This window comes from Escherichia sp. KTE31 (assembly GCF_000407925.1).
In the GTDB taxonomy this organism is placed as follows: domain Bacteria; phylum Pseudomonadota; class Gammaproteobacteria; order Enterobacterales; family Enterobacteriaceae; genus Escherichia; species Escherichia ruysiae.
This window is the reverse complement of record NZ_KE136723.1, coordinates 684,952-709,566: the sequence shown is the minus strand read 5'-3', so window position 1 is coordinate 709,566 and position 24,615 is coordinate 684,952. Positions and strand designations below refer to the sequence as shown.

Below are 24,615 nucleotides of genomic sequence, written 5' to 3'. Positions count from 1 at the left end.
ATTATACTTTTAAAAAATGATGCGTTATTCTGCGTGGGTTATATGCCTTTATTGTCACAGATATTATTTATCGTTGGGTCATTGCTATAGTTATTTCTTTCCCAACAAATAAAAAGACAAGCCCGAACTTTCATTCGGGCTTTTTTTCGTTCCGGATAATCCTTATCCGACGACGCTACTCGGTGCCACTTTTATCCGTTTTTCCTGCCATTTGCGCGAGGAAGTCATAGCGTTTTTGCAGATCGGCTGCGGCATCTTTCCATAACTGTTCCGCCACTTCTGGCTGTTGCGAATTCAGACGGCGGAAACGTTGCTCATGGAGCAATGTCTCTTCCAGAGCCTCTGATGGCGGACGAGAATCCAGCGCCAGTGGCAGTTTGCCTTCATCGGCACGACGTGGATCAAAGCGATACAGCGGCCAGAAGCCGGTTGCGGTGAGTTGGCGCATCTGGTCGTGGCTCAATGCCAGGTCATAACCGTGCTCTTCACACGGGCTGTAAGCAATGATCAGCGACGGCCCCGGATAGGCTTCCGCTTCCTGAATCGCTTTTACCGTCTGGTTCAACTGCGCGCCGAGAGAAATCTGCGCCACATAAACATGACCGTACATCATCATACTGACGCCGAGATCTTTACGCGCTTTGCGTTTGCCGTGTTCACCAAACTTAGTCACCGCGCCAAGCGGCGTTGCTTTAGACGCCTGACCGCCGGTATTGGAGTAGCATTGCGTATCCAGTACCAGAATGTTGACGTTTTCCGTCAGGCTCAATACATGATCCAGACCACCGAAGCCGATATCGTAAGCCCAGCCGTCGCCACCAATCAGCCAGATTGATTTTTCCACCAACGCATCAGCGTCGCGTAGCAGTTCATGAGCTTCACTCACATCTTTGAGATGCTGGCGCAGCGTGGCAACCTGTTCGCGACGAACTTCTGGCGTGGCGTCTGATTTCAACGCTGCCAGTAACTCCGCCGGGATTTTATCGGCAAACTGATCCAGCAGACGCAGCACGCGGACACGATGCTGATCGACCGTCAGGCGGAAGCCCAGGCCAAATTCGGCGTTATCTTCAAACAGTGAATTCGCCCAGGCAGGACCTCGACCATTGGCATCAGTGGTATACGGTGTGGATGGCAGGTTACCGCCGTAAATTGACGAACAGCCAGTAGCGTTAGCGATTAACATCCGGTCGCCATAGAGCTGAGTAAGCAATTTGATATATGGCGTTTCGCCACAACCGGAACAAGCACCAGAATATTCAAACAGCGGTGTGATTAACTGCGAAGTCCGAATATCAATACGTTCCAGTTTGCTGCGGTCGATTTCTGGTAAGTTCAGGAAGAAATCGTAATTGATTTTCTCTTCTTCCACATGTTCCAGACGCGACATCATATTGATGGCTTTGACCTCTGGATTCTGTCGGTCTTTCGCCGGGCAGACTTCAACGCACAGATTACAGCCGGTGCAATCTTCCGGTGCGACCTGCAACACATATTTCTGCCCGCGCATATCGCGCGATTTGACATCCAGCGAATGCAGGCTGGCAGGGGCGTTTTCCATTGCTTCGGGTGGCACCACTTTTGCGCGAATAGCGGAGTGTGGGCAAGCAGCGACGCAGTGGTTACATTGGGTACAGAGTTCCTCTTTCCAGATGGGGATCTCTTCGGCGATATTGCGTTTTTCCCAGCGAGTGGTTCCCATTGGCCATGTGCCGTCTGGCGGTAGCGCCGAAACGGGGAGGGCATCGCCAAGTCCGGCGAGCATCGCAGCGGTAACGGTTTTAACGAAATCAGGTGCAGCATCGGAAACCACCGGCGGACGATTTGCACTATGTGGATTGACCGGCTGTAACGGGACTTCTTCCACGGATTCTCGCGCCAGCGCCAGTGCCTGCCAGTTGCGCTCCACCAGATCCTGGCCTTTGCTGCTGTAGCTTTTGGCAATCGCGCCCTGCAATTCAGCCAGGGCGCTGTCGCCAGGCAGAATTTGTGTCAGGTGGAAAAACGCCATCTGCATTACGGTATTAATACGAGCCGCCAGTCCACATTCACGCGCGATTTTCGCTGCGTTAATGACATAAAAGCGTGCTTTTTTCTGATTCAGCACCGCCTGCACTTCTTGCGGCAACCGCGACCAGACTTCATCGGCACTGTACGGCGTGTTAAGCAGGAAAATACCGCCGGGTTTCAGACGTTCTGCCATCTGATATTTGTCGATAAACTGCAACTGGTGGCAACCAACAAAATCAGCCTGGGGAATCAGATATGCAGAACGAATGGGATGTTCGCTTACGCGCAGGTGAGAAACTGTCAGACCACCGGCTTTTTTGGAGTCGTAAACAAAATAACCCTGTGCATACCACGGCGTGGAGTTACCGATAATCTTGATATTGTTTTTAGTCGCGGAAACGCTGCCATCACTGCCCAGACCATAAAACAGGGCTTCCAGCTTCGCGGAGTTTGGCAGGGTATTTTCTGGCAATGGTAGCGACAGATTGGTTACATCATCGTAAATACCGACGGTAAAACGGGGTTTGGGTTTGGCTGCGTTAAGTTCGGCAAATACTGCCAGCACACAATCCGGGCCAAACTCTTTGGATGATAAGCCATAGCGCCCGCCAATGACGCGTGGCAGTGTTTCACGCTCGCCATTATTAAAGGCTTCCGCCAGCGCGGTCATTACGTCCAGATACAGTGGCTCTGCCTGGGCGCCCGGCTCTTTGGTACGATCCAGCACCGCGACAGTTCGCACGGAGTCTGGCAATGCTTGCAGTAAGTGTTTGGCGGAGAACGGGCGGTATAGTCGAACTTTCAGCACCCCGACTTTTTCGCCACGGGTAAGTAACTCATCAACCACTTCTTCACAAGTACCGATGGCAGATCCCATCAGGATAATCACCCGTTCTGCTTGTGGATGCCCGTAGTATTCAAAAGGCTGATACTGACGACCCGTAGCGGCGGCGAAATCATTCATCGCCTGTTCAACATGGTCGTAAACTGCGTTGTACCACGGGTTGGTGGCTTCACGTGACTGGAAGTAGGTGTCCGGGTTAGCCGAGGTGCCGCGAATTACCGGATGTTCCGGGTTCAGCGCGCGGGCGCGGTGGGCATCAATTTCTGCCTGCGGCATCAGTTCAAGAATCGTGTCGTCAGCCAGTGGAACGATTTTGTTGATCTCGTGGGACGTGCGGAAACCATCAAAAAAATGAATAAACGGCACACGGCTTTTTAGTGTTGCGATATGTGAAATGAGAGCGAAGTCCTGCGCTTCCTGAACGTTTGCTGCACACAACATGGCGCAACCGGTTTGGCGCACGGCCATCACGTCTGAATGATCGCCAAAAATAGAGAGCGCATGAGTAGCGACGGTACGCGCTGCTACATGCAGTACAAACGGCGTCAGTTCGCCCGCCAGTTTGTACAACGTCGGAATCATCAGCAGTAAACCCTGCGATGATGTAAATGATGTCGAGAGAGCACCCGTTTGCAAAGCGCCGTGCACAGTCGCGATAGCACCAGCTTCTGACTGCATTTCAACCACGCGGGGCGTATCTCCCCACACGTTTTTCAAGCCGTTTCCGGCCCATGCATCGGCCTGTTCCGCCATCGTGGAACTTGGGGTAATAGGGTAGATGGCGATAACTTCACTGGTGCGAAATGCCACCGAAGCTACCGCGCCATTACCATCAATTGTGATCATACGACACCCTTACATTGCGCAAATGAGGGGCACACGAAAAAGCTGCGCGCCCAGTAGTTATCTCTCAATTTTAGCAAATGGCTTTCTGTTGCATTTTCGCTTTTGTGTCCCCCATATCAGCGTAATGAATGTTTTGATCAAACAGTGGACAAAAAAATAGCCATAAAAAAGTAACAATGCGTTGCAACACACATAGTTGTTCTCGACGTCGTCGTCTGTGCTGCCTATTATTTACGGCGGTGTCGTTTGGTTTAAAGATTAGAGGAAGTAAAGATGCGAGCAGTGTTGTGGGTCGGGTGTGCCGCTTTATTGTTATCGGCGTGTAGTAGTGAACCAGTTCAGCAGGCAACTGCGGCGCATGTGGCGCCAGGTTTAAAAGCGTCCATGTCCAGTAGCGGTGAAGCAAATTGCGCGATGATTGGTGGTTCGCTATCCGTTGCCCGTCAACTTGACGGAACGGCTATTGGAATGTGTGCATTACCCAACGGCAAACGCTGTAGCGAACAGTCACTTGCCGCCGGAAGCTGTGGCAGCTATTAATTCATTAAATCTGCCAGTTTATAAGTTAATGTCTGTTTCGCGGTTGCCAGCGTCAACTGGTTGGCGGTCAGATCTACCTGCGCACCTTCTTTCAGCATTTCGCTGATGGTGTGATCGAGTTCGTTAAGCTGTGGGTTGGCACACATCATGCGGGTCATTGCCAGTCCTTTAACTTTCAGTTCACCGCCAGAAAGTTTACCCTCGCCGCTAAAGCGGTTGCACATGTTGCCAGAAATCATCATCTTTTCACCAAAGCTGATTTCTGGCGGGTTTTTATCGCTGGTAACAGGTTGACCGTTGACACTTTCCAGCACAAAGCGGTGATGCTGTAATTGTTCTGGCGTCACAGCAATTTTGTCATTACTTACACATCCCGCCATCAGCAGGCTTAACGCAACAAGCGTGGCTACTTTCTTCATTTTGGTTCTCAACTTAAGGTATAAATCAGGTGCTGACTGCCGAATGCAACGCGACGCGCCTTACCCGTCCTACAAAATATATTTTAAGAATAGTGGATGAAAGATCTTTGGGGATTATCTGAATAAGCTCCCCTGGTTTGCAGGGGAGCAGCAGGATTAAACCAGTTCGTTCGGGCAGGATTCGCCTTTTTCCAGATTACTTAAGTTTTGCAGCGTGGTCTGGGAAATACTGGTCAGAGCTTCTGCCGTCAGGAATGCCTGGTGTCCGGTAAACAGCACGTTATGGCAGGCAGACAGACGACGGAACACGTCATCCTGGATCACGTCGTTGGATTTATCTTCAAAGAACAGATCGCGTTCGTTTTCATACACGTCCATCCCCAGCGAGCCAATTTTCTGGTTTTTCAGAGCTTCAATTGCCGCCTGGGAATCAATCAATGCGCCACGACTGGTGTTGACGATCATTACGCCGTTTTTCATCTGATCAAACGCCGCCTCATTCAGCAGGTGGTAGTTCTCCGGCGTTAGTGGGCAGTGCAGGGAGATAACGTCTGATTCAGAGAACAGGGTCGGCAGATCGACATACTCCACACCGAGCTCCAGCGCCGCCGCACTTGGGTACGGATCGAACGCAAGCAGACGCATACCAAAACCTTTCAGAATGCGCAGCATCGCCACACCGATCTTACCGGTGCCGATAACGCCCGCTGTTTTGCCATACATAGTAAAGCCGGTCAGACCTTCCAGAGAGAAGTTAGCGTCACGGGTACGCTGATACGCGCGGTGAATACGGCGGTTCAGCGTCATCATCATACCGATGGCGTGTTCAGCAACGGCCTCTGGATCATAGGCTGGAACACGGACTACTTTCAGCCCCAGTTCTTTTGCCGCGTCAAGGTCGACGTTGTTGAAACCGGCACAGCGCAGGGCGATATATTTAACGCCGTGCTTTTTCAGCTCTTCCAGCACCGGGCGGCTGCCGTCATCGTTTACGAAAATACATACCGCTTCGCAGCCATTGGCAGTTTTAGCGGTTTTTTCCGTCAGCAGAAAGTCAAAAAATTCCAGCTCAAAGCCAAAGGACTCGTTCACCTGTTGCAGGTACTTCTTGTCGTACTGTTTTGTGCTATAAACGGCGAGTTTCATAAGACTTTCTCCAGTGATGTTGAATCACATTTAAGCTACTAAAAATATTTTACAAAATTTCAAATATAATTGAAAGCTATGGCGATATTGAAAAATTCATCAACAACTATGCTTAGTGTAGGCGCAACCTTCAACTGAACGGTTAAACATGCCACAATACCCGTATTGAATGCTTAATTTTTCGCTAAATCAGGATATTAACTACCCATGTTGGGTAAATATAAAGCTGTTCTCGCGCTGCTATTACTGATTATTCTTGTGCCGTTGACGTTGCTGATGACGCTCGGATTGTGGGTGCCCACGCTGGCGGGCATCTGGCTACCGCTCGGTACACGTATTGCATTAGATGAAAGTCCACGCATTACGCGTAAAGGTTTAATCATTCCCGATCTCCGTTATCTGGTGGGAGATTGTCAGCTTGCACATATCACCAACGCCAGTCTTTCACATCCCAGCCGCTGGTTATTGAATGTCGGTACCGTAGAACTTGACTCTAATTGCCTGGCGAAATTGCCACAGGAAGAACCCTCTCCAGCCGCGCCGAAGACCCTCGCGCAGTGGCAAGCCATGTTGCCTAACACCAGGATCAATATTGATAAACTGATCTTTTCTCCCTGGCAGGAATGGCAGGGAAAACTCTCTCTCGCGTTAACCTCTGATATCCAGCAACTGCGTTATCAGGGCGAAAAAGTTAAATTTCAAGGCCAGCTTAAAGGGCAACAACTTACAGTCAGCGAGCTGGATGTCGCCGCGTTCGAAAATCAGCCGCCGGTAAAACTGGTGGGAGAATTTACCCTGCCGCTAGTGCCGGATGGGCTTCCTGTAAGTGGCCATGCTACTGCGACGTTGAATTTGCCGCAGGAACCGTCGCTGGTGGATGCTGAACTTGAGTGGCAGGAAAATAGCGGGCAATTGATTGTGATGGCACGAGATAACGGCGATCCATTGCTCGATTTACCATGGGAAATTACACGTCAGCAATTGACGGTAAGTGATGGTCGCTGGAGCTGGCCGTATGCAGGTTTTCCCCTTAGTGGACGGTTGGGTGTCAAAGTCGATAACTGGCAGGCCGGGCTTGAGAACGCATTAGTCAGTGGTCGGCTGAGTGTGCTGACCCAGGGAAAAGCGGGTAAGGGCAATGCGGTGCTTAATTTTGGCCCAGGAAAATTAAGCATGGATAACAGTCAGATGCCACTGCAGCTGACCGGTGAAGCGAAACAGGCGGATCTTATTTTATATGCTCGCTTACCGGCGCAGCTAAGCGGAAGTCTGACTGACCCAACGCTGGCCTTTGAGCCTGGCGCGTTATTACGTTCAAAGGGGAGAGTCATCGATTCACTGGACATCGATGAAATCCGCTGGCCTTTAGCGGGGGTAAAAGTCACTCAACGTGGTGTTGACGGGCGCTTGCAGGCTATTTTGCAGGCACATGAAAATGAACTGGGCGACTTTGTGCTGCATATGGATGGTCAGGCGAACGATTTTCTCCCTGATGCAGGACGCTGGCAGTGGCGTTACTGGGGAAAAGGCAGTTTTACCCCGATGAATGCCAACTGGGATGTCGCAGGAAAAGGTGAGTGGCATGACAGCACGATTACGCTTACCGATCTTTCGACCGGTTTCGACCAGTTGCAATATGGCACAATGACGGTGGAAACGCCGCGCTTAATTCTTGATAAACCCGTTGTCTGGGTACGCGACGCTCAGAATCCGTCTTTTAGTGGTGCGCTTTCGCTGGATGCAGGGCAAACGCTTTTCACGGGGGGCAGCGTGTTACCGCCATCAACCTTAAAATTTAGTGTTGAAGGGCGCGAACCAACTTATTTCCTCTTCAAAGGCGATTTACATGCTGGCGAGATTGGTCCGGTACGGGTAAATGGTCGCTGGGACGGTATTCGTCTGCGCGGTAACGCCTGGTGGCCTAAACAATCACTCACTGTATTTCAGCCGCTGGTGCCACCTGACTGGAAGATGAACCTACGCGATGGCGAGCTGTATGCTCAGGTGGCCTTTTCCGCTGCGCCTGATCAAGGCTTCCGTGCGGGGGGGCATGGCGTATTAAAAGGTGGCCGCGCCTGGATGCCTGATAACCAGGTCAACGGCGTCGACTTTGTACTACCGTTCCGTTTTGGCGACGGTGCGTGGCACCTGGGGACGCGACGACCTGTATCATTACGTATTGCTGAAGTGGTTAACCTTGTGACGGCAAAAAATATCACTGCCGATCTTCAGGGGCGTTATCCGTGGACCGAAGATGAACCCTTGCTACTGACCAATGTGAGTGTTGATGTTTTAGGCGGTAACGTGCTGATGAAACAATTACGTATGCCGCAGCACGATCCGGCGCTATTGCGCCTGAATAATCTCTCATCCAGTGAACTGATTAGCGCCGTCAACCCGAAACAATTCGCTATGTCAGGGGCATTTAGTGGTGCCTTGCCATTATGGCTGAATAATGAAAAATGGATTGTAAAAGATGGTTGGCTGGCAAACTCAGGCCCCATGACTTTACGTCTGGATAAAGACACGGCGGATGCAGTAGCAAAAGACAATATGACCGCCGGAACTGCTATCAACTGGTTGCGCTATATGGAAATTAGCCGTTCATCGACAAAAATTAATTTAGATAATCTCGGTGTATTAACCATGCAGGCAACGATCAGCGGTAATAGTCGGGTTGATGGCAAAACAGGCACTGTGAATCTTAATTACAGTCACGAAGAGAATATTTTTACGTTATGGCGCAGTTTACGCTTTGGCGATAATCTCCAGGCGTGGCTGGAACAGAATGCCCGTATCCCGGAAAATGGCTGCCCGTCAGGAAAAGAATGTGAGGAAAAACAATGAAAATAGTGATAGCCGCGCTCGCGTCTTCTTTTATGTTGGTTGGTTGCACTCCGCGCATAGAGGTGGCTGCGCCGAAGGAGCCAATCACCATTAATATGAACGTTAAAATTGAGCATGAGATCATCATCAAAGCGGACAAAGATGTTGAAGACCTGCTTAAAACCCGTAGCGATCTTTTTTGAGGTAATGATGAAAAGAACATTACTCATAATGGTGTGGATTATTGGCCTGATGAGCAGCAGTGCGATGGCATTGACCCTGAATGAAGCCAGAAGTCAGGGGCGGGTCGGTGAAACGCTTAACGGTTACCTGGTGGCGCTGGAAACGGATGCCGAAACACAGGCATTGGTAAGAGATATTAATGAAGCTCGTAATCGTAGTTACCAGCAACTGGCAAAGCAGAATAATGTATCCACAGATGAGATAGCGAAACTGGCAGGGCAAAAACTTGTCGCTCGCGCGAAGCCGGGTGAATATGTGCAGGGGATTAATGGTAAATGGTTGCGAAAATAAATTACTATTAGAAACAAAATATCTATATTGGCATTATTTTATAATGCTGAGCATTATTAGAGTGTAAGTCATTGTTATCAACATTTCTTATATATCCTCTTGTTATAGCGGTAAATAATTTCAACTCATCATCAAAATAGATGAAATTTAATGTTTTATTTTCTGTGTGAATGAATTATTAATGTCTTTTTCTCTCCGGTTTTTAATTATTTGTTTAAAATGTTTTTCTCGCAGAATATAATTTAATAATTGTTTTATTGTTATTTCTGAACTGTTCTATCTTAGTTTTTGCTGCATGAATAAAATAAATTTTGTTTATTAAATGCTTCGTTGCAAGCATTTAGTGCTTTCTGTCTTTAAGTCTTGTGTAGTTTGTTATGCAAGAACTATTTTTAAGGAGTTATATATGCAAAGGAAAAAATTGTTGTCTGTCTGTGTTGCGATGGCGTTAAGTAGCCAGACATGGGCTGCGGATACCACTACAACCGAGTCAGCCGACGAAACACGGAAATCCAGCAAAATATCCTGTCCGGCAAATATTCACATATTAAATAAAGAACAGCTTGAGAATTTACCGGCAGAATGTAGAGATCTTAAAGACAGTGCCGTTTTACCCTGGGCTGCCGCTGGTCTGGCGGCGGTAGTAACAGGTGTCGCGGTCTATGCCCTACACGATGATAATAATCACCATCACGACGATCGGTCTCCGGTGCCGGATGATGGCGGTAATACACCAGTACCGCCGGATGATGGCGGTAATACTCCAGTACCGCCGGACGATGGCGGTGATACACCAGTACCGCCGGATGATGGCGGTGATACACCAGTACCGCCGGACGATGGCGGTGATACGCCAGTACCGCCGGATGATGGCGGTGATACGCCAGTACCGCCGGACGATGGCGATGATACGCCAGTACCGCCGGACGATGGCGGTAATACGCCAGTACCGCCGGACGATGGCGGAGACACGCCAGTACCACCGGATGATAAACCGGATCCGATCAAATACAACAACAACGTGACCTGGGATCAAGCTGAAAAAACGCTGCAAATCCGTAACGCAACGTTTACCTACACCGAGAATGCGGATGGCAGCTATACCCTGACGGCAAAAGACGGTCGCCAGACAATTGTCAAACAGTGGAAGGTAAATGAAGACAGCAACACGGCAGTCTTCGAAGGTGTTAACAAAGCGGGTGGAATCACCTGGAGCTACGACGACGAGGGCAAAATCCACATCACCAAAGAAGCTGGTGTGGTAGTTGATGGAACCACGGGCAACGATATCAAAGTCAGTGACGCCATTATTACCGACCAGGGCGGCAACACCGCGCTGAATGGCGGTACGGTAATGACCGTGGAAGGCGATAATATTGTTCTGAACAATGACGGTAAAACCACTGCGATTGGCGAAGGTTCCATTGTCGGTATCCTGACGGGCGATAACATCACCATCAATAACAATGGTGAAACCGAAGTGGATGGCGGTACGGCCGTTATTGTCAACGGTGACAACGCGACGATTAATACTCAGGGTGACGCCACATTTACTAACGGCGGTACAGGTAGCCTGATTAACGGTGACGATGCTGTTATTGATAATAAAGGGAATATGACCGTCGATGGTGAAAACTCGGCGGCGACCAAAATTATCGGTGATGACGCGCTTATTAAGCAGGAAGGCGATCTTTACGTCAGCGGCGCTGCACACGGTATTGACGTCGAGGGTAACGGCACCATTGTCAGTAACAAAGGCAATATTACCGTAGTGGATGATAAATCCATTGGCGTATTGCTGGATGGCAGTGATGTCACGTTTATGAATATCGGTGATATTACGGTTGGCGAGACGGGGCACGATGGCAATCCATTCGGTGTGCTGATCGACGGCGACAACGCCACCTTCGTCAACGTGGGGGATATCACCACCAAAAATAGTGGTACGGGCGTTAACGTTGCCGGTGATGAGGGCAGTATTTCACTTTCAGGCAAGATGTCCGTCAACGACGCCACGACCGGGCTGGAGGTAAGCGGCAGCGGCAACAGCATCACGCTGACAACTTATGAGCTGAGTATTGAAGGTGAAAATGCAACGGGCGTAAGTTTATCTGGCAACGGAAACAACCTCGAAATTTCAGGGGATATGACCGTTGATGGGGTGAACGCGGTGGGTACACGGTTAACTGGTGATGATACCCGTGTCCTCCAGAATGGCGACCTGTTTGTTAGCGGTGCAGCGCACGGCATTGATGTCAGTGGCGATCGCGCGACCATCGGCAACACGGGCAAAATTACCGTTGTGAATAAGAATTCGAACGGCGTCATGATCGACGGCGATGACGTACAGTTTACCAATGTTGGCGAAATCGACATCTCAAAAAATGGTACGGGTGTCACTATTACGGGCGATCGCGAGCAGGTCGAGTTGCGGGGAGATATCAACGTTATCCAGGAAAAAGACGATAGCGGATTGTTCCAGGGTGCAACGGGCATCAATATGACGGGTAATGGTAGCGATATCACCCTGGACGGAAATATCAACCTGATATCGAGTATGGGGACCGAAAGTACCCGCGTACCGTCACCGCTGGATGGGATAAATATTAGCGGTGATAATAACACCATTGATTTAAACGGCAGCATAAACTTCTCATTCAATGAGGGGATGGCTACGGTGGAAGCCAATATGCGGGGGCTCAACGTTACCGGCAAAGGTAATACCGTTAATCTGCAGGGCGGTATTAACGTTTCAGGAACAGGCGCTGAGGAGGTTGTAACCGGTGTAAACGTTTCTGGCATGAATACGGTTAACGTCAGTGGTCACTCCAGCGTGGATGCCAGCACGCTGCGGGGTCAGGTTACGCTTGTTGCAGCTTCGGATGGTGCAACGGTCACTCTCAACAGAGACTCCGTTATTGACGTTACCGGCAATCTAATCAATACCCAATATATTTATCCTTACGCCGTTCTTATGGCAAATGACTCCGGAACGCATATTGATAACTACGGAACCATTAATGCGGCTACCTCACAGGAGTTGATGGTGGCTCGTGCAGGCGGAACCGTCACTAATTTCGGCACCATAACGGCGTTGCCGGGAGAAAATCAGGCCAGTGACTCAAAGGTTGCGATGGTTCACGCCAGCGGAGAGGGATCAAATGCGATAAATGCGACTGGCGGTACAATTAACGTAGTTTCCGCCACCACGCCACAAGGAGGTGATGGCGAAGCGGCTTACCCCCTTCCCTGGTATAACAGAGTGTTCTTCGCCTTAATGGCGGATAATTATGGGCAGGCCACTAACGAAGCTAATGCGCTGATTAATCTGCATGGCGCAGGAACCTATGGCGTTTCTTCAGCAAAAGGTACTGCCATTAATGCCGGAGAAATTAACGTCGATAGTTTTATCCCGACTCTGGATGATAATGGCAATATCACCAGCGAAGCCTATTGGCAGACGAATACTCCGTATCTAATGGGCGGTGGTATGTTGGTGGGATCGACCGAGACTGGCTGGGCAGATGCCACCGGGTTGAATACAGGCACAATCAACGTCAACAATGAAGGTTTTGGTATGCTGGCGCTGAACGGCGGTACAGCGGTAAACCAGGGCACTATCAATCTGACGACGGATGAAAACGTCACGAAGCAACAGAATAACCAACTGTTCGCAATGGGCGCTGTTGGCACCGGCGTGGCGATTAATGACAAAACCGGTGTGATCAATATTGATACCGATGTCGGCCAGGCTTTTTATACTGACGGTTTGGGCACCATTATCAATTACGGCACTATCTGTACGTTTGGCAATTGCCAAACCGCCGGTGTGTATAACCCGACCGATCCGGCAGTTAGCCTTGTCTACACCGGGGGAGATACGATCACCGCCGAAGGGCAGTCAACCAACTTTACTCAATCCGTTGTAATAACCAATACCACGCCGGGTAGCGTTACCAACGCAGGAACTGTTACCAGCCAGATGCTGACGGTTCTGAGCGGTGAACTGGATAATACCGCAACCGGAAATATCAGTAACATGATTAAACTGAATGACGGCGGCGTAGTTGATAACGCAGGTACAATTAACAACATTGATGTTAACGGCGGCACGCTGAATAACGACGGTACGGTGTCAGGCCAGGTAACGATATATGCTGGCGCCAGTAATGCACTGGTGAGCAATACAGGGACCATCAATAAACTGGTACAGAAAGACGGTACTGTTAATAACAGCGGTATAATTACTGGTCGCATCACTCAACAAAACGGCACCTTCAACAACCAGCAGGGCGGCACGGTTAAAAACGGTGCTATGTTAACCAATAAAGCCGTGGTGAATAACGAAGGTGAATGGATTCTTGGCGAGAGCAGTGGTGGCACCAATGCCGGCATGTTAGAAATCAACAATAACGCCGTATTCAATAATAACGGCGAGTTTGTTCTCAATAATGCCAAAAATGCTATCCACCTGAATCAGTCTGGTACGCTGTACAACACCGGGCATATGTTGTTGAGCGATTCTTCAAATAATGGAGCCGTGAATATTTGGGGGAATAACGGGCGCTTTATCAACAACGGTAAAGTGGATTCAACCGCTAAATCTGTCGTTGCCAGCGCCAGTAACGCAGCAGCGACCGACGCGTTCTTCTGGAACATGGGCGAAGGCGAGATTAATTTCGACCGCGATAATGCCAGCGCGGTGAAGTTCACCCATAACAACTATGTCGCGCAGAATGACGGCACCATGAACATCAGCGGCAACAATGCTGTGGCGATGGAAGGGAATAATAATGCGCAACTGGTCAATAACGGCATCATTAACCTGGGTACGGAAGGCACGACCGATACTGGCCTGATTGCAATGCAACTGGATGCCAATGCAACGGCAGACGCAGTCATTGAGAACAACGGCACCATTAATATTTATGCCAATGATTCTTTTGCTTTCAGTGTGCTGGGGACGAATGGCCACGTCGTCAACAACGGTTCGGTGGTGATCGCTGATGGTGTGACCGGGTCTGGCCTGATCAAACAGGGCGACAGCGTGAATGTGGAAGGGAAGAACGGCAACAACGATAACACCACCGAAGTTCATTACGGCGATTACACATTACCGGATGTACCAAATACTACAGTGACATCGTTTGCTGATAACTCAAGTGGCGACGCTGGCGCTACCAACAACCTCAACGGCTATGTTGTGGGCACTAACGCCGACGGCAGCGCGGGTCGATTGATGGTCAATAACGCCAGCATGAACGGCGTGGAGATCAACACTGGCTTCGCTGCGGGTACAGCAGAGACCACCGTTAACTTTGATAACGTAGTACAGGGCAGCAACCTCACTGACGCGAACGCCATCACGTCCACTACTGTGATGTGGAATGCGCAAGGAAGTACGGATGCGAGCGGTAACGTAGACGTGACAATGACCAAAAACACCTACACCGATGTCGCGACAGATGGCAGTGTGAATGATGTGGCGAAGGCGCTGGACGCGGGCTACACCAACAACGAGCTGTACACCAGCCTGAACGTGGGCACCACGGCGGAACTGAACAGCGCACTGAAACAAATCAGCGGCAGCCAGGCAACCACCGTGTTCCGCGAAGCGCGCGTGTTAAGCAACCGCTTCAGTATGCTGGCGGATGCCGCGCCGAAGGTGGGCAATGGTCTTGCGTTCAACGTGGTGGCAAAAGGCGATCCGCGCGCGGAACTGGGCAACGACACGCAATACGACATGCTGGCGCTGCGCAAGTCGCTGGCGCTGACCGACAGCCAGAACCTGAGCCTGGAATACGGCATCGCCCGTCTTGACGGCGACGGTTCAGATAAGGCCGGGGACAACGGCGTGACCGGTGGTTACAGCCAGTTCTTTGGCCTGCAATATCAGATGTCCTTTGAGAATGGCGTGAACTGGAATAACGCCCTGCGTTATGACGTTCATAACCTCGACAGCAGCCGTGCCGTAGCCTACGGCGACGTAAGTAAAACCGCCGATACCGACGTGAAGCAGCAGTACCTGGAATTCCGCAGCGAAGGGGCGAAAACCTTTGAACCGCACGAAGGGCTGAAAATCACGCCGTATGCCGGAGTGAAACTGCGCCACACGCTGGAAGGCGGTTATCAGGAACGTAATGCCGGTGACTTTAACCTGAATATGAACAGTGGCAGCGAAACGGCGGTGGACAGCATCGTCGGGCTGAAACTTAACTACGCAGGGAAAGACGGCTGGAGCGCGAACGCCACGCTGGAGGGCGGGCCGAACCTGAGTTATGCGAAGAGCCAGCGCACGGCGAGCCTTGCCGGGACAGGTGGTCAGCAGTTTAACGTTGACGACGGGCAGAAGGGCGGCGGTATCAACAGCCTGGCAAGCGTCGGCGTGAAGTACAGTAGCAAAGAAAGTTCGCTGCATCTGGATGCTTACCACTGGAAAGAGGACGGCATCAGCGACAAAGGCGTGATGCTGAACTTTAAGAAAACGTTCTAATTTTTCGCATGTGACACAAAAACCGCAACGCTGATACTGGTTGCGGTTTTTTATTGCCGAATACGATCTTATACAGCCTAAGTTTTGGCAGTCTTTCAGGTCAAATAAGTGCTACGCATCCAGTAATCTTATTTATGCCTTCACATCATTTATCTCTTTTCATTTCTATACTGATTTTTCTTTATCCGTTTTATTAAAGGGCAGGATGTTATGAGCAGCAACACATTTACTCTTGGGACAAAAAACGTTAACCGTCTTGGTTATGGCGCGATGCAGCTGGCAGGGCCTGGTGTTTTCGGTCCGCCGAAAGATCGCCATGTTGCTATTACCGTGCTGCGTGAGGCACTTGCTTTGGGCGTTAATCACATTGATACCAGCGACTTTTATGGCCCGCACATCACCAACCAGATCATCCGTGAAGCACTGCATCCCTATTCTGACGACCTGACGATTGTCACCAAAATTGGCGCTCGCCGTGGTGAGGATGCCTCCTGGCTGCCCGCATTCTCTCCCGCTGAACTGAAAAAGGCGGTGCATGACAACCTGCGAAATCTGGGGCTTGATGTGCTGGATGTGGTTAACCTGCGCGTAATGCTGGGGGATGGTCACGGTCCGACGGAAGGATCGATTGAAGCCAGCCTGACCGTGCTGGCAGAGATGCAGCAGCAGGGACTGGTAAAACATATCGGTTTGAGCAATGTCACGCCGACACAAGTCGCTGAAGCGTGCAAAATCGCTGAAATCGTTTGTGTGCAAAACGAATACAACATTGCACACCGTGCCGATGACGCATTAATTGATACTTTGGCTCGCGATGGTATTGCGTACGTGCCGTTCTTCCCGCTCGGCGGTTTTACGCCGCTGCAATCCTCCACACTTTCGGATGTTGCTGCAAGCCTGGGCGTGACACCAATGCAGGTGGCGCTGGCGTGGCTGTTGCAACGTTCAGCGAATATTTTGCTGATCCCCGGGACATCTTCCATTGCGCACTTGCGGGAGAATATGGCTGCTGGGAAATTAGTGTTATCTGATGATGTGTTGGCAACACTGGACAGCATTGCGAAAAAGGCGGGTTAAGTAAAAAGCCTCCCGCACTTGCAGGAGGCCTCTTAAAACTTATGCTGCAACAACTGCGTCAATTGCTGCTTTGGCGTCTGCCTGCGCTTTCGCCGCCATTTCCGGACCGTAGGCAATACCTTCCGCAAAGACGAATTTCACATCGGTAATGCCAATAAAGCCCAGGAACGTGGACAGATACGGCGTCACCAGATCCGTCGGCCCATCTTTATGGATACCGCCACGGCTGGTAATCACGATGGCTTTTTTACCTGTTACCAGACCTTCCGGACCGTTTTCGGTGTAGCGGAAAGTAACGCCTGCACGCGCAACCAGGTCAAAATAGTTTTTCAGCTGAGTCGAGATGTTAAAGTTATACATTGGTGCCGCAATTACGATAACGTCATGGGCTTTCAGCTCGGCAATCAGCTCATCGGAAAGCGCCAGAGCTTCCTGTTGACGTGGGGTCAGCGGCGCATCGCTCGGACGCAGAGCGCCAACCAGTTCGCCATCCAGCACCGGAATCGGATTTGCTGCCAGGTCACGAACGGTGATTTCATCAGCAGTGTGCTTTTCGCGCCATTGTTCAACAAAATAATCGGACAACAAATTAGACTGAGAGTACCCTGCCAGGATGCTGGATTTAAGAACTAATACCTTGCTCATGGTGTTTCCTTATAGATGTTTGAATGGGCGATGCCCCGTTGCTTGTTGACACTTTATTCACAATCCTGCCACAGAGATAGCGCAATAAATCGAAGCCTATGTTCGAATTTATTGAACAACGCATAGAAAGCCGCGATGTGGTACTCTATATCTATCATTTAAAAGAAAATTAATCAGGCAGACTACTGCCCTCTAACGTTATGACAGAACAACAAAAATTGACCTTTAATGTCTTGCAACAGCGGCTGGATTCGCTAATGCTGCGTGACAGGCTGCGCTTTTCCCGCCGTCTGCATGGTGTGAAAAAGGTTAAAAATCCTGATGCACAACAGGCCATTTTCCAGGAAATGGCAAAAGAGATTGACCAGGCGGCAGGGAAAGTCCTGCTGCGTGAAGCGGCGCGTCCGGAGATTACTTATCCGAACAATTTGCCGGTTAGTCAGAAAAAACAGGACATTCTCGAAGCGATTCGTGACCACCAGGTCGTCATCGTTGCCGGGGAAACGGGGTCAGGTAAAACCACTCAGTTACCGAAAATCTGTATGGAACTGGGGCGCGGAATTAAAGGGCTGATCGGTCATACCCAACCGCGCCGTCTGGCAGCAAGAACCGTCGCGAATCGTATTGCCGAAGAGTTGCAGACCGAGCCGGGTGGTTGCATCGGTTACAAAGTGCGTTTCAGCGATCACGTAAGTGATAACACGATGGTCAAGCTGATGACTGACGGTATCTTGCTGGCGGAGATCCAGCAAGACCGCCTGCTGATGCAGTACGACACCATCATCATCGATGAAGCGCACGAGCGTAGCCTGAACATTGATTTTCTGCTCGGTTATCTGAAAGAGTTGCTGCCGCGTCGTCCAGATCTGAAAGTGATCATCACCTCGGCGACCATCGATCCTGAACGTTTCTCACGTCACTTTAATAATGCGCCGATTATCGAAGTCTCTGGTCGCACTTATCCGGTGGAAGTGCGCTATCGCCCGATTGTTGAAGAAGCGGATGACACCGAACGCGACCAGTTGCAGGCCATTTTCGATGCCGTAGAAGAGCTAAGCCAGGAAACTCCTGGTGATATCCTGATCTTTATGAGCGGCGAGCGGGAAATTCGTGATACCGCCGATGCGCTGAACAAGCTGAATCTGCGTCATACCGAAATCTTGCCGCTTTACGCACGACTGTCGAACAGCGAACAGAATAGGGTGTTCCAGTCGCACAGCGGACGGCGCATTGTGCTGGCGACCAACGTCGCAGAAACTTCGCTGACCGTACCGGGTATTAAATACGTTATCGACCCCGGTACGGCGCGTATCAGCCGCTACAGCTATCGCACTAAAGTACAGCGTTTGCCGATTGAGCCGATTTCGCAGGCTTCTGCTAATCAGCGTAAAGGCCGCTGTGGTCGTGTGTCAGAAGGGATCTGTATTCGTCTCTATTCCGAAGACGATTTCCTCTCGCGCCCGGAGTTTACCGACCCGGAGATTCTGCGTACCAACCTGGCCTCGGTTATTTTGCAGATGACTGCGCTGGGGCTGGGCGATATTGCCGCGTTCCCGTTTGTCGAAGCGCCGGATAAACGCAATATCCAGGATGGCGTGCGTCTGCTCGAAGAGCTGGGCGCGATCACCACTGATGAACAGGCCAGCGCCTATAAACTGACGCCGCTCGGTCGCCAACTCTCGCAACTGCCTGTCGATCCTCGTCTGGCGCGAATGGTGCTGGAAGCGCAAAAACATGGCTGCGTGCGTGAAGCGATGATTATCACTTCCGCGCTCTCCATTCAGGATCCGCGTGAGCGTCCAATGGACAAACAGCAGGCATCGGACGAGAAACATCGTCGTTTCCACGATAAAGAGTCTGACTTCCTGGCATTTGTTAATCTGTGGAATTATCTCGGCGAACAGCAAAAGGCGCTCTCCTCGAATGCCTTCCGTCGCCTGTGCCGCACCGATTACCTCAACTATCTGCGCGTGCGCGAATGGCAGGACATCTACACCCAGTTGCGCCAGGTAGTGAAAGAACTCGGCATTCCGGTGAACAGCGAACCGGCGGAGTATCGCGAAATTCACATCGCCTTACTGACCGGTTTGCTTTCGCATATCGGCATGAAAGATGCCGATAAACAGGAATATACCGGCGCACGTAACGCGCGTTTTTCCATCTTCCCCGGTTCTGGTTTATTCAAAAAGCCACCGAAATGGGTAATGGTGGCGGAACTGGTAGAAACCAGCCGCCTGTGGGGGCGTATTGCTGCGCGCATCGATCCGGAATGGGTTGAACCCGTTGCTCAGCATTTGATTAAACGCACCTACAGCGAACCGCACTGGGAACGGGCGCAGGGCGCGGTGATGGCAACGGAAAAAGTCACTGTGTATGGATTGCCGATTGTTGCCGCGCGCAAGGTCAACTACAGCCAGATTGATCCGGCGTTATGTCGTGAACTCTTTATTCGCCACGCGCTGGTGGAAGGTGACTGGCAGACGCGCCACGCATTCTTTCGCGAGAATCTGAAACTGCGGGCGGAAGTGGAAGAGCTGGAACACAAATCACGTCGCCGCGATATTCTGGTGGATGACGAAACGCTGTTTGAGTTTTACGACCAGCGCATCAGTCACGATGTCATCTCCTCGCGCCACTTCGACAGCTGGTGGAAAAAGGTCAGCCGCGAAACGCCTGATTTGCTCAACTTTGAAAAGAGCATGTTGATCAAAGAAGGTGCGGAAAAAATCAGCAAGCTGGATTACCCGAACTTCTGGCATCAGGGCAATCTCAAGCTGCGTTTGAGTTATCAGTTTGAGCCGGGGGCAGATGCTGACGGTGTGACTGTGCATATCCCGCTGCCGTTACTTAACCAGGTTGAGGAGAGTGGGTTTGAGTGGCAGATCCCCGGTCTGCGCCGCGAACTGGTGATTGCTCTGATTAAATCGTTGCCGAAACCGGTACGGCGTAATTTTGTACCCGCGCCAAACTACGCCGAAGCGTTCTTAGGCCGCGTCACGCCACTGGAGCTGCCGTTGCTCGACAGCCTTGAGCGCGAGCTGCGGCGGATGACCGGCGTTACCGTTGACCGCGAGGACTGGCACTGGGATCAGGTGCCCGATCACCTGAAAATCACCTTCCGCGTGGTGGATGACAAAAACAAGAAGCTAAAAGAAGGGCGCTCATTACAAGATTTGAAAGACGCGCTGAAAGGCAAAGTGCAGGAAACGCTGTCTGCAGTGGCGGATGACGGTATTGAGCAGAGCGGCTTACATATCTGGAGTTTTGGTCAACTGCCGGAAAGCTATGAACAGAAACGTGGCAACTACAAAGTGAAAGCGTGGCCGGCGCTGGTGGATGAACGCGACAGCGTAGCGATCAAACTGTTTGATAATCCGCTGGAACAAAAGCAAGCGATGTGGAACGGTCTTCGCCGTTTGCTGCTGCTGAATATTCCATCGCCGATCAAGTACTTGCATGAAAAGTTACCAAACAAAGCCAAGTTAGGGCTGTACTTTAACCCGTATGGCAAAGTACTGGAGCTGATCGACGACTGTATCTCCTGCGGTGTGGATAAATTGATCGATGCCAACGGTGGCCCTGTCTGGACGGAAGAAGGCTTTGCTGCGCTGCATGAAAAAGTGCGCGCCGAACTGAACGACACGGTGGTGGATATTGCGAAGCAGGTCGAGCAAATCCTCACAGCGGTGTTCAATATCAATAAACGCCTGAAAGGGCGCGTTGATATGACGATGGCGCTGGGACTTTCAGATATCAAAGCGCAGATGGGCGGGCTGGTATATCGCGGTTTTGTCACCGGTAACGGCTTCAAACGTCTGGGTGATACGCTGCGTTATTTGCAGGCGATTGAAAAACGCCTGGAGAAACTGGCGGTTGATCCACACCGCGACCGCGCCCAGATGCTGAAAGTCGAAAACGTCCAGCAGGCGTGGCAGCAGTGGATCAACAAATTGCCGCCAGCACGTCGTGAAGATGAAGACGTAAAAGAGATTCGCTGGATGATTGAAGAGCTGCGCGTCAGTTACTTCGCCCAACAACTCGGTACGCCGTATCCGATTTCAGATAAGCGTATTCTGCAAGCGATGGAGCAAATTAGCGGATAACGCTGCTATTTGCCTGATAAATCTAAAACCCGGTAAGCATATGCTGCCGGGTTTTTTATTAAATCTGAAAACGGTAAGGGCAAAAGTTCAGGGATTCAGGAGAAATACAATTCTCTGCTGCAAGATGAATAATGTTTATCTACAGCTTTTCTGTAAAACATATGCCAGGTTTGCGGAGAGGCGATTAACGAAATACGACCTCCTCCTTTCAGAGTGCTCCGCTTCTCATTATTATCTCACGCAGTATTCTTAAGGGAATGAGAAGGAGGAACCATGAATATTACCCCGTTTCCGACGCTTTCGGCGGCAACCATCAATGCCATAAACGTTATCGGTCGATGGCTGGCGCAGGATGATTTCTCCGGTGCTGCACCATATCAGGCTGATTGCGTGATCCTTGCAGGTAATGCGGTTATCCCTACGATCGACGCCGCTTGCAAGATTGCCCGAGATCAGCAAATTCCGTTACTGATTAGCGGTGGTATCGGTCACTCGACAACATTTTTATACAGTGCCATCGCCCAGCATCCGCATTACAACACCATTCGCACAACAGGCAGGTCAGAAGCTACCATCCTCGCAGATATTGCCAATCAGTTCTGGCATATTCCACATGAAAAAATCTTGATTGAAGACCAGTCAACAAATTGCGGAGAAAATGCCCGCTTCAGTATCGCGTTACTGAATCAGGCCAAAGAACGGGTTCACACGGTTATCGTTGTGCAGGACCCCACCATGCAGCGGCGCACGATGGCGACGTTCCGCCGTATGACCGGGGACAACCCCGATGCACCACGCTGGTTAAGTTATCCGGGATTTGTACCACAATTAGTGAATAACACAGACAGTGTCGCATTTGCTAATTCACTGGAAGGATTATGGTCAATTGAGCGTTATTTATCGCTTCTTACTGGCGAGCTACCTCGTTTGCGTGATGATAGCGATGGCTATGGGCCACGCGGGCGCGATTTTATCGTTCATGTTGACTTTCCCGCTGAAGTCACCCAGGCCTGGCAGACGCTGAAACACGACGCTGTGCTTATTGAAGCGATGGAAAGTCGTTCACTACGTTAAAAATTGCCCGTTTGTGAAATACCGTTGGCAAACGGGCATGAGTCTTTACTTTTACTTCTGCCTTTTATTCCTTTCACATTTGTTTTTATGAAGCCCTTCACAGAATCGTCTTTCCACGATGCCGTCATCTACGATGATTGATGTTTACACAGGAACAGACTTTTTTGACAGGGACGAGTCGCGTTTGCTTACTGGCGAGCTTTCCCTGTTAGCTGGAATGACCAATACAGGGCCATTATCCTGAATACACCTTCAGTTGTTGTGAATGCTATTGCTCAGCAGAGCGGATGCACTCCAGTATCTCTTGAAAACAACCCGCTTCAGGGACGGTAGGCTCCGCACCTTGTATCCTCCCGTTAAATCCGGGCGACAGAGCATTTCAGTGGCTCCGTTGCTGTCAGTGAACACCAGGAATCCATACATTTGAATATGGCAACTGCATCTTGTGCAGAATATAGACCGTTGATTTTATTTAAAAACTGAAGGGGGGAGTATGATGTGCCTGATTTAACCTTTCAGACTAAAGGGATTTTTTATGGCAGCAGGCGAGAATACTGAGCCGGGTAATGCCGGCTATCACCGGTATGAAACTACCGGGGAGAACACGCACTACACCGATGTTTTATGCAGTGGAAAAGTCATCCGGTGCCGGCGGGTGCCGGTCAGAGGGATCACGCTGACGGTGGGGGTGTTCTTTGATGGTACCGGGAATAACCGGGCAAACGCAGACGATCTGCGGCTGGCGTATGCCCACTGCGCCGGTTTGGTCGGTGAGGAACGAGCCAGGGCGTGCGCGAAGTATGAAGAACACGCCAGAGAGGGGGCAGGCAATGCCAGCTGGCAGGGCGGCATCACCAATATTTCCCGGCTCAATGACCTTTACAGATCTGATACTGCCCTTGGTGAAGATGAGATGGAGGCACAGGTGAAAGCCTACGTCAGTGGCATCGGGACGGCAGATGGGAAAAGCGACTCGTTGCTGGGGATGGGGCTGGGCAGCAGCCTTATCAGGCGGTTTGAGGGAGTGGTAACTAAGACCGATGAAGCTCTTGAGGAAATAGCTTCTGCACTGAATGTATTTAGCAGTCGTAACCGCGATAAAGTGGCGATCGCGAAGGTGCAGTTTGATGTGTTCGGGTTCAGTCGCGGCGCGGCAGCGGCACGGCACTTTGCCAACCGGGTGATGAACCAGGATACGGCGATAGTGGCTGCGATAGATAACGGGCTGGATATGTCCGGACACCATGGAAAATCTGCGGGAGAGGTGCGCTTTCTGGGGCTTTTTGACACAGTGGCAGCCATCGGGAGCCTGCTGAATTTCTACGATATTAACGGACGCAGTAATCCTGGTGTCAACCTTGAGCTGCGTCCTTCTGTGGCGCAGAAGGTGTTTCAGATAAGCGCAATGCACGAGTGCCGTTATAACTTCAGTCTGAACAGCATCGCGGGGATGTGGCCGGAGCTGGCACTGCCGGGGGCGCATTCGGACATTGGCGGGGGCTACAACGCGGGCGAGGATGAGATTTCCCTGCTGACGATGCCGGACTTTGACGTGATACCGGAGAGCGCGGACGAGACGCAGACTGCGGTGTACCGTCAGGCGGAAAAGATGCGTCAGGCGCTGTTTTCACTGCCGGCGCTGAAGTACCTGATGCCGCACGGTAAGGTGGAGACAAAAATGATTTCGTGGCCGCTGGTTAACCTTGACAAGGCTCGGGCGTTTATTTTTGAGAAGAAAGCCGGCGCGGCGGTGTTTATGACGCGCAGGGCCGTGCCGAACGACTGGGAAAAGGTGTGTATGCGGGTGATGCTCGATGCGGCACAGGACGCCGGGGTTATGTTTGGAGATATTGACCCGCAAAACCCTGACACAGCTCTTCCTGCTGAGCTGGTTCCCCTGTGTGACAAAGCGACAGCCCAGGGGCGTGCGATCCGGCGCGGCGCAGAGCCGGAGGGCTTCACGGCGGAGGAGATGCGAACCATCGGGCGTTATCTGCACTGTTCGGCGAACTGGAACATCGACTCGGACCTGAGCCTGTGGGTGAGTCCGTCCTCGGG

Annotated in this window: 13 protein-coding genes; 9 read left to right on the top strand and 4 right to left on the bottom strand. The window is 51.0% G+C overall.

From position 1 onward, the window contains the following. Positions 1-175: 175 nt before the first annotated feature. A complete protein-coding gene (gene nifJ / locus WES_RS10050) occupies positions 176-3,700 on the bottom strand; it encodes a pyruvate:ferredoxin (flavodoxin) oxidoreductase (RefSeq protein ID WP_000628219.1) in 3,525 nt (1,174 codons plus the stop codon). A gap of 273 nt (positions 3,701-3,973) precedes the next feature. On the opposite strand from nifJ, the gene WES_RS10055 reads away from it, so the two are divergent. Next, the gene (locus WES_RS10055) at positions 3,974-4,240 is read left to right on the top strand and encodes a putative hemolysin (RefSeq protein ID WP_001203005.1); all 267 of its coding nucleotides are present in this window, start codon (positions 3,974-3,976) and stop codon (positions 4,238-4,240) included. On the opposite strand, the gene hslJ is transcribed toward WES_RS10055, so the two are convergent. Then, complete coding sequence (gene hslJ, locus WES_RS10060) at positions 4,237-4,659, bottom strand: heat shock protein HslJ (RefSeq protein ID WP_010349010.1); 423 nt, start codon at positions 4,657-4,659, stop codon at positions 4,237-4,239. The genes WES_RS10055 and hslJ overlap by 4 nt on opposite strands. Before the next feature lie 156 nt (positions 4,660-4,815). Continuing rightward, on the bottom strand, positions 4,816-5,805 hold the full coding sequence (gene ldhA, locus WES_RS10065) for a D-lactate dehydrogenase (protein WP_000762228.1): 990 nt from the start codon (positions 5,803-5,805) through the stop codon (positions 4,816-4,818). A gap of 207 nt (positions 5,806-6,012) precedes the next feature. Between ldhA and WES_RS10070 the strand changes: the two genes are divergently transcribed. From WES_RS10070 to WES_RS10090, 5 genes are all read left to right on the top strand, one after another. Beyond that, positions 6,013-8,652: a YdbH family protein gene (locus WES_RS10070; RefSeq protein ID WP_016158326.1), complete on the top strand. Its 2,640-nt coding sequence runs from the start codon at positions 6,013-6,015 to the stop codon at positions 8,650-8,652. After that, entirely contained in the window at positions 8,649-8,834 is a 186-nt protein-coding gene (locus tag WES_RS10075) for a YnbE family lipoprotein (protein ID WP_000706311.1), read from the top strand. The genes WES_RS10070 and WES_RS10075 overlap by 4 nt, the downstream gene beginning before the upstream one ends. Positions 8,835-8,841: 7 nt before the next feature. Beyond that, the gene (locus WES_RS10080; RefSeq protein WP_000831644.1) at positions 8,842-9,165 is read left to right on the top strand and encodes a YdbL family probable chaperone protein; all 324 of its coding nucleotides are present in this window, start codon (positions 8,842-8,844) and stop codon (positions 9,163-9,165) included. 406 nt (positions 9,166-9,571) lie between these two features. Then, a complete protein-coding gene (locus tag WES_RS24385) occupies positions 9,572-15,658 on the top strand; it encodes a BigA/YdbA N-terminal beta-barrel domain-containing protein (protein WP_016235216.1) in 6,087 nt (2,028 codons plus the stop codon). A gap of 210 nt (positions 15,659-15,868) precedes the next feature. Then, the gene (locus WES_RS10090) at positions 15,869-16,735 is read left to right on the top strand and encodes an aldo/keto reductase family oxidoreductase (RefSeq protein WP_016158323.1); all 867 of its coding nucleotides are present in this window, start codon (positions 15,869-15,871) and stop codon (positions 16,733-16,735) included. Between the two features lie 39 nt (positions 16,736-16,774). On the opposite strand, the gene azoR is transcribed toward WES_RS10090, so the two are convergent. Continuing rightward, entirely contained in the window at positions 16,775-17,380 is a 606-nt protein-coding gene (azoR, locus tag WES_RS10095) for an FMN-dependent NADH-azoreductase (protein ID WP_016158322.1), read from the bottom strand. A gap of 200 nt (positions 17,381-17,580) precedes the next feature. On the opposite strand from azoR, the gene hrpA reads away from it, so the two are divergent. From hrpA to WES_RS10110, 3 genes are all read left to right on the top strand, one after another. Continuing rightward, positions 17,581-21,483 (top strand): ATP-dependent RNA helicase HrpA, encoded by a 3,903-nt coding sequence (hrpA, locus tag WES_RS10100; RefSeq protein WP_024195129.1) that lies wholly within the window; start codon positions 17,581-17,583, stop codon positions 21,481-21,483. Positions 21,484-21,756: 273 nt separating this feature from the next. After that, complete coding sequence (gene ydcF / locus WES_RS10105; protein ID WP_016158320.1) at positions 21,757-22,557, top strand: DUF218 domain-containing protein YdcF; 801 nt, start codon at positions 21,757-21,759, stop codon at positions 22,555-22,557. A 535-nt stretch (positions 22,558-23,092) separates the two neighbouring features. Further along, a partial coding sequence (locus WES_RS10110) for a T6SS phospholipase effector Tle1-like catalytic domain-containing protein (RefSeq protein WP_016235215.1) occupies positions 23,093-24,615 on the top strand: 1,523 nt, incomplete at its 3' end.